The sequence below is a fragment of the Kitasatospora sp. NPDC001540 genome (assembly GCF_042894345.1).
Taxonomy (GTDB): Bacteria; Actinomycetota; Actinomycetes; order Streptomycetales; family Streptomycetaceae; genus Kitasatospora; species Kitasatospora phosalacinea_C.
Map to the genome: position 1 here is coordinate 77997 of NZ_JBIAVO010000023.1, position 10213 is coordinate 88209.

A 10213-nucleotide genomic window follows, 5' to 3' on the forward strand; every position below is an offset into this window, starting at 1 on the left:
GGCCCTTCAGCTCAGCTTGCGGGACTGCTGGATCGCGGCGGTCAGCCGCTCGATCAGCGGGGCGAACCCGGCGTACGAGAAGCGCGGCACCGCGTCCCAGGGGGTGATCTGCCCGGCCTTGACGGCGGGCAGCTGGCCCCAGGAGGGCTTGGCGGCCAGGTCCTTGGGCTGGAGGGCGGTGGAGCGCTGGTCGAGCAGCAGCAGGTCGGCCGGGTACTTGCCCGCGTTCTCCCAGCTCAGGCCCTCGTAGTAGTCGCCGCCGTCGGTCTTCTCCGGCTGGATGAACTCGACGCCCAGCTCGGCGAAGTAGATCAGGTCGCAGGAGATCTTGGGGTTGGAGACGTAGAACAGGTCGGCGCTGCCGGAGCAGGCCATCACCTTGACGCCGCCCGCCGCCTTGACGGCCTGCCGCAGCTCCTCGGAGGCCTTCTCGAAGCGGGCCTTGGCGTCGACCACCTTCGCCGCCCCGAGGTCGGCGCCCAGCGACTCGGCGAGCTTGGCGTAGTGCTCGATCGGCTGGGTGATCGTGACCCGGCCGGTGGAGATCAGGGCCTGCGGGGCCAGCTGCAGGATCTTGTCCTTGGACTCGTCCGGCACGTACCAGTACGCGCCCGGGTCGTACATGTGGGTCACCAGCAGTTCGGGGCGCAGCGCCGCGTACTTCTCGATCGAGAACTCGCCCCAGGCGTTGCCGATGATCTCGATCCTGTTCACGTCGAGGCTGCCGGCCTGCGGGTCGGCCTTGCCGTCGGCGGCCTTGGTCTCGCCGAAGACGCCGACCAGCTGCCGGTCCAGGCCGAAGTCGGCGAGCGCGGCGGCGGCGCCGGTGAAGGCGACCACCCGGGCGGGGGTGGTCTTCGCGGTGACGGTCTGCGGGCGGTCGTCGGTGAAGGTCCACGGGCCGCCGGTCGCCGCGTCCCCGGAGCCGGGGCCGCCGGACGCCTTGTCACCGGAGGATCCGCAGGCGGCGAGCAGCGCGCCGAGGGCGGTGGCTCCACCCGCGGCGAGCAGGCCGCGGCGGGTCAGGCGGGGGGAAGGCGACATGGCGGTACCTCGGTTCGGGCGCTTCGGGGCAGGGGGGAGCGGCACGTCGCTGGGAGTGCCGAGGTGCGGGGCCCGGCGGCGACCGCCGGGCGTACGTAGGTTAACCTAACCTAAGTTGTGGCACGGAGGGCCCCCGGGGCCCGCCGACCCGTCCCCCGACCGATCCGGAGCACCCTTGAGCACCACCGGCTCCCTCCCGATACCCGGCCCAGGCGCCACCGGTACGGGCCCAGGCCCCGGCGCCGCCACTGCCGCCACCGCCCGCCGCGGCCCGTCCCGCGCCCTCGGCCTGGCCGCCGGGCTGCTCGTGCTGCTCGCCGTCCTGGTGCTCAGCCTCGGCCTCGGCGCCAAGCAGTTGAGCCCCGCCGAGGTCTGGCACGGACTCCTCGACCCGGACGCCCCCGGCTACACCGTCGTCCACCGGATGCGCCTGCCCCGCACCCTGCTCGGGCTGCTCGCGGGCACCGCGCTCGGCCTGGCCGGCGGCGTCATGCAGGCCCTCACCCGCAACCCGCTCGCCGACCCCGGCCTGCTCGGCATCAACGCGGGCGCCTCCGCGGCCGTCGCCACCGCCGTCGCCCTGCTCGGCGTCACCTCCTTCACCGGCTACGTCTGGTGGGCGCTGGCCGGGGCCGCCGTGGTCTCCGTCCTGGTGTACGCGGTCGGCGGCGGCCGCGGCGCCACCCCCGCCCGGCTCGCCCTGGCCGGGGCCGCGCTCAACGCGACCCTGTACTCGTACGTCAGCGCCGTGATGCTGCTGGACACCGCCTCGCTCGACAAGATGCGCTTCTGGACGGTCGGTTCGCTCGCCGGCGCCCAGTCCTCCACCGTGCTCGGCGTCCTGCCGTTCGTCGCCGTCGGCGCCCTGCTCGCGCTCGGCCTGGCCCGCCCGCTGAACGCGCTCGCGCTCGGCGACGACGCCGCCCGGGCGCTGGGGGCCCGGCCGGCCGCCGTCCGGGCCGCCGCGATCGCCGCCGTCACCCTGCTGTGCGGGGCGGCCACCGCGGCGTGCGGCCCGATCGTCTTCGTCGGCCTGATGGTCCCGCACCTGGTCCGCGCCCTCACCGGCCCCGACCTGCGCTGGCTGCTGCCGTACTGCGCGGTCCTGGCCCCCGTCCTGCTGCTGGGCGCGGACGTCCTGGGCCGCGTCCTGGGCCGCCCCGGGGAGTTGCAGGTCGGCATCGTCACGGCCGTCCTCGGCGGCCCGTTCTTCCTGTACTTCGCACGACGGGGGAAGGCCCGCGCATGAAGACCCTGAGGATGGCCCGGTTCTCGGTGCGGTACCGGCCGCGGGCGCTGGCCGTGTGCGCGGGGACGCTGGCGGTCGCGGCGGCGGTCGCGGTGCTGGCGCTCGGACGCGGCGACTACCCGATCGCGCCCGGCGAGGTGGTGCGGGCGCTGCTGGGCGACGGCGGCGCCGCCGAGGACTTCGTGGTCAACCAGCTGCGGCTGCCCCGGGTCGTCACCGCGCTGCTGGTCGGCGCGGCGCTGGCGCTGGCCGGGGCGCTGTTCCAGACGCTGGTGCGCAACCCGCTGGGCAGCCCGGACGTCCTCGGCTTCACCCAGGGCGCGGCCACCGGCGCGCTGCTGGTGGTGGTCGCGGGCGGCTCCAGCGCCGCGCTGGCGGGCGGGGCGGTCACGGGCGGGCTGGTCACCGGTGCGCTGATCTACGCGCTGGCCCGGCGCGGCGGTGTGCAGGGCGCCCGGCTGGTGCTGGTCGGCATCGGGACGGCCGCGATCCTCACCGGCCTCAACGGCTACCTGCTGACCCGCACCCAACTGATGGACGCCGCCCGCGCGGTGCTCTGGCTGACCGGCAGCCTGGACGGCCGCGGCTGGGAGCAGGCCCGGCCGCTGGCGCTCGCGCTGGCCGTGCTCGTCCCGCTGGTGCTGCTGGCCTGCGGGCCCGCGCTGCGCGCCCTGGAGCTGGGCGACGACGCGGCGAGCGGCCTGGGCGTGCGCCCCGAGCGGCTGCGGACGGCGCTGCTGGGCGCGGCCGTCCTGCTGGCCTCGCTGGCCGCGGCGGCCGCCGGACCGGTCAACTTCCTGGCCCTGACCGCCCCCCAGCTGGCCCGCCGGATCACCCGCTCGCCGGGCCCGAACCTGGCCGCGTCGATGTGCACCGGCGCCGCGCTGCTGGTCACCGCGGACTTCGTCGCCCAACACCTGTTCGGTGAGCGCCAGTTGCCGGTCGGCGTGGTCACCGGCGTCCTCGGCGGCGGCTACCTGGTCTGGCTGCTCGCCACCCAGCGCCGGGCCGGTCGCCTGTGAACGCCCCCGGCCCGTCCGCGAACCCGTCCACCCACGCCCCGTCCACGCCCGTCCCGCCGTCCCGAACGGAGCCCCCGATGGCCCAGACCGAGCCGCGCCTGGCCGGCCGCGACCTGACCCTCGCCTACGACAGGCGCACCATCGCCGAGGGCCTGACCGTCGACGTCCCCGACCGCTCCTTCACCGTGGTGGTCGGCCCGAACGCCTGCGGCAAGTCCACCCTGCTGCGCGCGCTGTCCCGCACCCTCAAGCCGGTCGCCGGGCAGGTGCTGCTGGACGGCCGGTCGATCGCCACGCTGCCCGCCAAGCAGGTCGCCCGCACCCTGGGCCTGCTCCCGCAGTCCTCGATCGCCCCGGACGGCATCACCGTCGCCGAACTGGTCTCCCGCGGCCGCTACCCGCACCAGGGCGTGCTGCGCCAGTGGTCGACCGAGGACGAGCGGGTGGTCGCCGAGGCGATGGCCGACACCGGCGTCGCGGAGCTCGCCGACCGGCCGGTGGACGAGCTCTCCGGCGGCCAGCGCCAGCGGGTCTGGATCGCCATGGCGCTGGCCCAGCAGACCCCGCTGCTGCTGCTGGACGAGCCCACCACCTACCTGGACATCGCGCACCAGATCGAGGTCCTCGACCTGTGCGCCCGCCTGCACCGGGAGCAGGGCCGCACCCTGGTCGCCGTCCTGCACGACCTCAACCAGGCCGCCCGTTACGCCACCCACCTGGTCGCCCTGCGCGACGGGAAGCTGGTCGCCGCCGGGCCGCCCGAGCAGGTGGTCACCGCCGAACTCGTCGAGGAGGTCTTCCGGTTGCCGTGCCGGGTCATCCCCGACCCCGAGACCGGCACCCCCCTGGTCGTCCCGTCCGCGAACCGCCGGGCTCCCGCCGCCGTTCCCGCCCCCACCGAGGCCTGAAACCGCCGGGGAACGGCCGGATGCGAGACCCGCCGCCGGAAAGGCTCGGGTTCGCGCCGGATCGGTCGGATACTGGCGCTATGCGTGCCAATACGGAGAACCCGGAGTTTCCCGAGGACGACGACGTGCAGTCCCCGACCGTGCTGGAGGCCGCCGACGAGGAGCGGGCGGCGGTCGAGCCGGAGGTGGACGACCTGGAGGTGTTGCGGCAGCAGCGCGAGCGGGGCACCGAGCCCGCGGACGAGGGCGACGCGGTGGAGCAGGTCCGGGAGGTCGCCCTGGAGGACGAGGACTACCGCGAGTAGCCACGGGGGTGCCCCGCCGGAGGGGGAGCCGCCGGAGGGGGAGCCGCGCTCGCTCCCGCCGTCGGCGGTGTTGCGCAACCGGGTCCGGGCGGGGTTGCGCACGCGCGCGGTTGCGCATGCGCAGGGGGAGCGTGCACGTACGCACGGAACGGGCGTGTGTGCGCGCATGCGCAGCCGTCCACCCCGCGCAGTCGATCGGATGATCCTGCGCGGGGGTCGGCGCAGCGGGGGGTGAGCGCTTCCCCACGGGACGGCAGACGGTGTCGGGGGCGCAGGGGTGCGGGGGGTGGGTAGGCCGACGTGAGCTGAAGTCGGCCCGAGAGGGGCGCTGCCCGGCCCGGGGCCGCCAAGGTTCGACGGTGCCCGGGCCGTGAGACGGCCGTGACGGCCACCGGACGTGGCGCGGCGGTGCGGACGTCCCGCCAAGGTTCGGCCCGGCAGCACCAAGGTTCGATTCGACGCCCCGTCAAGGTGCGGCGCCGCGTCGGCCGCCGGACCTTGGTGCGGCGGCGCGCACGCTCCCGTCAAGGTTCGCCCAGGGCCACCAAGGGATTCCCGACGGCGCAGGTCGGAGCGTTGGTGGTCGTCGTTGCGGAGGAGTTACCCCGCGGGCGCCGTCCGCCAAGGGTTCCGCCAAGGGTCGCGGGGTCTCCTGCAGTCGTAGCCGATCCACTTACGACCGCAGGAGCCTTCCGTGAGTCCCTTGTCTGCCCGGCGCGGTCGAGCGCCGACCCCTCCCCCGATTGCCGCCGGCGGTGAACTCCGCCGGGCCCGGGTGCGCACCGCACTGGTGCGCGGTGGCGTGCTGGCCGCCTTGGCGGCGGCGCCGCTCTCCCTGGCGGTCTCCGCCGTGAGCGCCCTGGGCACCGCGGCCGCCCCGGCCGCCGCCCCCGCCGCGCCCAACGTGATCGCGCCCCCCACCGGGTACGCCGAGAGCTTCGTCGACCTGTGGCTGCGCAGCTCCGCGGAGGACACCGTGACCAGCGAGACGCTGCGCACGATGGCGCCCGGGGTGGACCTGCCCCGGCCCAGGTCGACTGCGCGCCTGATCGTCCAGAAGACGATCGCCGTGCGCAGCCAGCCGATGGGCGGACGCACCTGGCAGGTGACGGTGGCGGCCTCCGTGGTGGTGCCGCCGAGCGTCTCGCAGAGCGCGCGGCCGTCGTCGAGCCCCGCGCAGGGTGGTGCGCAGGGCGCGCAGGGCCGGGGCGCCGACAGTGGCACGGCGGAGGTGCGCTACTTCTCCGTCCAGGTGTCGATGACCCGGGCCACCGGATCGGGCGGCTCACCGGACGCGCTCGTCGTCACGTCCGCCCCGGCCCAGGTGGCGCCGCCCGCGGCGCTCGCCGACCGGGACCCGGCCGTCGCGGCCTACGGCGCCCAGGTCTCCGAGGGGCCGCTGCGCGAGACGGTGGCGGGCTACCTGACCGCGTACCTGACCGGTGTCGGGGACAGCACCCGGTACCTGGCGCCGGGGACGCGGATCCCGGTGCCGGGGGCGGCGTACACGCAGGTCGCCCTCAAGGACCTCTCCGCCACGACGACGGTGCCCTCCTCCCCGGCGGACGGCACGGTGATCCAGGCCGAGGCCTCCGTCCAGGCCCAGGACGCGCTGGGCGAGTGGCCGCTGAGCTACCCGCTGCGCCTGACCGCGCGGGCCGGACGCTGGGAGATCTCCGCGATCGCCCCGGTCTCCGCCGCTCCGGCTCCGGCCTCCTCCACCACCTCCTCCCTCTCCTCTCCTTCCTCCATCCCGACCGGGGCACCTGTGCCCGCCCCGTCCACCTCCTCGAACGGAGCACGTCCGTGACGCACCTCGCCGGCCCCCTGCAGAACTTCGGCAACTCCTGGGCGACGACCCTGATGGGCTGGGTCGCCACCGGCCTCATGATCGGCATGACCGCGATCGTGATCATCCACGCCATCCGGAAGATGTCCATCAAGGCCGCGATCGGCGGCGCGATCGGCCTCGTGGTCGTCTGGGGGATCTTCGCCAACCGCATCAGCTTCTCCGACATGTTCCGGGACGAGGTCACCGAGACGCGGAACACCTCCACCGTCCCCTACCAGGGCGCGGGCGAGTTGCCCCGTGAGCTGTCGGCCGACGTCTTCACCGGACAGCTGGGCCGGGCGTGAGCAACGCCGCGAGGCCCAGGATCGGACGCTCCTACACCAAGGCCCGCCGCCATCCGTGGGTGCTGGGCAAGATCGGCGACTGGCGCATCCCGATGGGCCCCTACACGCCGCCGCAGCTGGTGGTGGCCGCCCTCGGAGCGTTCCTGCTGATCAAGACCGCCAAGTGGTGGATACCGGTCGTCGGTCCGCTGCCGGTGGTGGCGTGGGCGGTGGCGGTCTGGGCCGCGCGGCACTCCCGGATCGCCGGCCGCTCACCGTTCCTGGTGGCCGCCGACGCCCTGTCGCTGGCCCTGTCCCCCAAGGCGGGGCAGATCGACGGCCGGGCGGTGCGCCCGCACCGGCCGGTCGTCCTGGCCCGGTCGGTGTTCACCTTCGAGCCGGGCCCGCAGGACGGGCCGGAACCCGCCTGGCCCGCCGCGCGCCCCGAGCGTCCGGCCCGTCCCGAGCGTCCGGTCGGCCCAGCGGCCGCCCTGCCCGCCGAGGACGTCGAGGCGCGGACGCCCCCGCGCACGCTCAGCTTCTTCGAACCCCGCGAACCCGAGTCCGGACCCGTGCCCGCCGCCGTTCTTCCCGGCCCCGGACCCGGGGCCGTCTCCCCCGCTCTCACCCCGCTCCAGCGCATGCTCGCCGCGGCCGCCGCCGGCCCCGCCCAGAAGGGAGACCCGCGATGAGGGTCGCCGCTTTCCGTCACCTCTCCGGCCACCTCCTCTGGTCGACCACCGGCACCGTCTGGGCGGTGTGGCGCATCAGTCCGGTCGGGGCCCGGTACGCCTCCGACCTGGAGCGCCAGGAGGTCCTGCGCCGCGTCACCTCGTTCGTGCGCTCGCTGTCCGGCAACGCCCGGCTGTACAGCCTGTGCGCACGGGTCGAACCCTCCGAGGTGTTCGAGCGCGTGGCGGAGGGCGTCGACCTGGACGCCAACCCCGGTACGTGGGAGAGCGCGGCCGCCGCGGCGTCCATGCTGGCCGAGGCGGAGATGCACCGCCGGACGCTGTGGTTGGCCCTGCCGCTCCAGGTGCCCGGGCGCGCCGCGCAGCTGACCCAGGCCGGCGGTTCGGTCTGGGCCACCCTGGGCGAGCAGGTCGGCCTGCCGGTGGCGCCGGTGCCGATCAGCGAGGTGCAGATGTACCGGGGCATCGCGCGGCAGGTCGAGTCGGGCTTCGGCGGCGGCCTGCACGTGCGGCCCGCCGTCCCGGCCGAGATCGTGTGGATGCACCAGCACGCGGTGCACCGCGGGCAGGTCGAGCCGCTGCTCGCCGACGCCGAGGGCAGCCGGGCCTACGAGGGCACGCTGGTCGGCGCGCAGCTGCGCAGCCCCGGCTACGCCGGCCTCGGGCAGGCGCGGCTGCTGGAGGGGGGCCAGGAGCCGGGGCTCGGCGTGCCGGAGAAGGAGGCCGGCTGGCGCGGCTGGTTCTCCTCGCGGTTCGACGGCGGGGCGCTGTCGAAGCTGTGGCTGCAGGTGGAGACCGAGGACGGCACCGGGTACCAGGCGCACCTGGCGCTGGAGGAGATCCCGGAGGCCGTCGCGGAGGGCTCGGCGGACATCCTGGCGCAGTTGGAGCTGCTGCCGTACCCGGTGGACGCGGTGGTGGACCTGACGCTGGTGGACTCGGCGAAGGCCCGCCGTTCGATCGCGAAGAAGAAGGCCGAGCTGGTCGACCAGGCGGACCAGTGGGCCGCCCACCCGACCGGGACCCCGGACTCGCTGCAGGGCGCGGCCGAGGTCCTGGGCGAGCAGGAGGCGCGGCTGGGGCGCACCAGCGTGGAGATGGAGGTGCAGTCCCGCACCGTGTTCACGGTGTGGGGGTCGACGCCGCAGGTGTGCGACGACCGGGCGCGGGACCTGAAGGCCCGCCTCGGCGGCGCGGACTACCGGGCGATCAGGCCGCGGGGCGGGCAGGTGCGGATGTTCACCTTCGGCCTGCCGGGCGCCGGTCCGGCGCTGCGGGCCCGCGAGTGCACGCAGTACCAGCTCTCCGAGGACTGGGCGATGACCGGTCCACTGACGGTGGGTGAGGTGGGCGACGACACGGGACCGATGCTGGGGCGGTCGATCGACTGCGGGACGGCGCGGCCGGTGTACCTGGACCTGGCGGCCGCGCCGGCCAGCAACATCGCGGCCTCGCTGGCGGTCCTCGGCGACCTGGGCTCGGGCAAGAGCGTCCTGCTGAAGAAGATCACCACGGACCTGATGGACCGCGGGCACCGGGCGATCGTCATCGACCGCACCGCCAAGCGGGAGTACGCGCACCACGCTCGGGCCACCGCCCCGGGGCGGCACCAGGTGATCGACGCCGCCGAGGCGACGATCAGCATCGACCCGCTGCGGGTGCTGCCGGCCGGGCAGGGCGAGGCGGCGGCGCTGAGCTACCTGCTGCTGCAGACGCAGTCGGAGGCCATGTCGCCCGGCGGCGCGGTGCTGAGCCGGGCGGTGAAGGCCGCGGCCGGCGGGCGGCGCCCGCACATGGGCCTGGTGTTGGAGGAGCTGCAGGCCATCGCGACCGAGGGCGGCAACCGCGGGGACGCGGCGGCCGACATCCTGGACCTGCTGGGGACGGTGGCCGACCAGCGCCTGGCGCGGATGGTCTTCGACCCGACGCTGCCGGCGCTGAGCATGACGGACCTGAGCGCGGACCTGATCGTGTTCACCACGTCCGGGTTGCGGCTGCCGCCGAAGGAGGCGCTGGGTCGGCCGGAGGTGCTGCGGATGCAGCCGCTGGAGGCGCTGATCGGCCGGGCGGTGCTGTACCTGATCGCGGCGATCTCCCGGCACGTCGCCTTCAGCGACCTGAGCCGCTTCGCCGCGCTGGTCTTCGACGAGGTGTACTGGCTGACCGACAGCGCGGAGGGCACCGCGCTGCTGAGCGAGCTCGCGCACGACGGCCGCAAGCACAACGCGGGGTGGGTCGCGGGCGGCCACGACGCGCCGGACCTCGGCGACGAGACGATCCGCGGCCTGATCGTGCAGCGGGTGCTGGCGCGCACGACGGACGAGGCGATGGCCCGGCGCGGATTGGAGTTCCTGGGCCTGCCCGCCGACGACGAGGCGCTGATCCAGCTGGTCACGGGCGGGCTGTCACCGCACAACCAGCCGGACCGGGCCGGGGAGATGCTGCTGCTCGACACCCGCGGACGGGTCGGGCTGGTCCAAGTGCTCATCCCGCAACTGCCCAAGTTCGACTCGATCTTCACCACCCCGGTCACCAAGGCGAAGACCGGTGCGGCCCGCGGCGCGAACCGGCTGCAGCAGGCGGTGGCGCGATGAGGGCCGGGCTGACTCCCGCCGCCGGCCGTGCGGTGACGGGCCTGGCGGCCCGCGCCCGCGGCGCGGCCCGTGCCTGGCGGCGGCTGCGCGCGGTGGCGGCGCTGTACTGGCCGGGCCGCCGGACGGTGTTCATGACCGTCGGCATGGTGGTGCTGTTCATGTTCGCCGGGGCGGGGGGGGGGGGGGGGGGGGGGGGGGCGGGCCGGCCCCCCCCCCCCCCCCCGCGCCCGCGCCCCCCCCCCCCCCCCCCGCCCCACCCCCCCCCCGGGGCGGGGGCGCGACCG

Annotated in this window: 9 protein-coding genes; 8 read left to right on the plus strand and 1 reads right to left on the minus strand. The window is 75.5% G+C overall.

Features of this window, described 5'->3' with window-relative positions:
- Positions 1-6: 6 nt before the first annotated feature.
- Positions 7-1044: an ABC transporter substrate-binding protein gene (locus tag ACFY00_RS25045; RefSeq protein WP_388033780.1), complete on the minus strand. Its 1038-nt coding sequence runs from the start codon at positions 1042-1044 to the stop codon at positions 7-9.
- A 175-nt stretch (positions 1045-1219) separates the two neighbouring features.
- Between ACFY00_RS25045 and ACFY00_RS25050 the strand changes: the two genes are divergently transcribed.
- The 8 genes from ACFY00_RS25050 (at position 1220) to ACFY00_RS25085 (ending at position 9929) form a co-directional block, all read left to right on the plus strand.
- Positions 1220-2293 carry a FecCD family ABC transporter permease gene (locus ACFY00_RS25050; RefSeq protein ID WP_388033781.1) on the plus strand — a complete coding sequence of 358 codons (1074 nt, stop codon included), beginning with the start codon at positions 1220-1222 and terminating at the stop codon, positions 2291-2293.
- Entirely contained in the window at positions 2290-3315 is a 1026-nt protein-coding gene (locus ACFY00_RS25055; RefSeq protein WP_388033782.1) for a FecCD family ABC transporter permease, read from the plus strand. Before ACFY00_RS25050 ends, ACFY00_RS25055 begins: the two co-directional genes overlap by 4 nt.
- Positions 3316-3392: 77 nt before the next feature.
- Positions 3393-4223, plus strand: a complete 831-nt coding sequence (locus ACFY00_RS25060) for an ABC transporter ATP-binding protein (RefSeq protein ID WP_388033783.1) — start codon at positions 3393-3395, stop codon at positions 4221-4223.
- 80 nt (positions 4224-4303) lie between these two features.
- The gene (locus ACFY00_RS25065) at positions 4304-4528 is read left to right on the plus strand and encodes a hypothetical protein (RefSeq protein WP_388033784.1); all 225 of its coding nucleotides are present in this window, start codon (positions 4304-4306) and stop codon (positions 4526-4528) included.
- A gap of 775 nt (positions 4529-5303) precedes the next feature.
- Positions 5304-6338: a hypothetical protein gene (locus ACFY00_RS25070; protein ID WP_388033785.1), complete on the plus strand. Its 1035-nt coding sequence runs from the start codon at positions 5304-5306 to the stop codon at positions 6336-6338.
- Entirely contained in the window at positions 6335-6664 is a 330-nt protein-coding gene (locus ACFY00_RS25075) for a hypothetical protein (protein WP_388033786.1), read from the plus strand. Before ACFY00_RS25070 ends, ACFY00_RS25075 begins: the two co-directional genes overlap by 4 nt.
- On the plus strand, positions 6661-7335 hold the full coding sequence (locus ACFY00_RS25080) for a hypothetical protein (protein WP_388033787.1): 675 nt from the start codon (positions 6661-6663) through the stop codon (positions 7333-7335). The genes ACFY00_RS25075 and ACFY00_RS25080 overlap by 4 nt, the downstream gene beginning before the upstream one ends.
- Positions 7332-9929: an ATP-binding protein gene (locus ACFY00_RS25085; RefSeq protein ID WP_388033788.1), complete on the plus strand. Its 2598-nt coding sequence runs from the start codon at positions 7332-7334 to the stop codon at positions 9927-9929. Before ACFY00_RS25080 ends, ACFY00_RS25085 begins: the two co-directional genes overlap by 4 nt.
- Positions 9930-10213 lie beyond the last annotated feature (284 nt).

Bases quoted from the DNA above. Each gene is read 5' to 3' on its own strand.
- ACFY00_RS25045 (WP_388033780.1), bottom strand. From the start codon at position 1,044: ATGTCGCCTTCCCCCCGCCTGACCCGCCGCGGCCTGCTCGCCGCGGGT.
- ACFY00_RS25055 (WP_388033782.1), top strand. From the start codon at position 2,290: ATGAAGACCCTGAGGATGGCCCGGTTCTCGGTGCGGTACCGGCCGCGG.
- ACFY00_RS25060 (WP_388033783.1), top strand. From the start codon at position 3,393: ATGGCCCAGACCGAGCCGCGCCTGGCCGGCCGCGACCTGACCCTCGCC.
- ACFY00_RS25065 (WP_388033784.1), top strand. From the start codon at position 4,304: ATGCGTGCCAATACGGAGAACCCGGAGTTTCCCGAGGACGACGACGTG.
- ACFY00_RS25085 (WP_388033788.1), top strand. From the start codon at position 7,332: ATGAGGGTCGCCGCTTTCCGTCACCTCTCCGGCCACCTCCTCTGGTCG.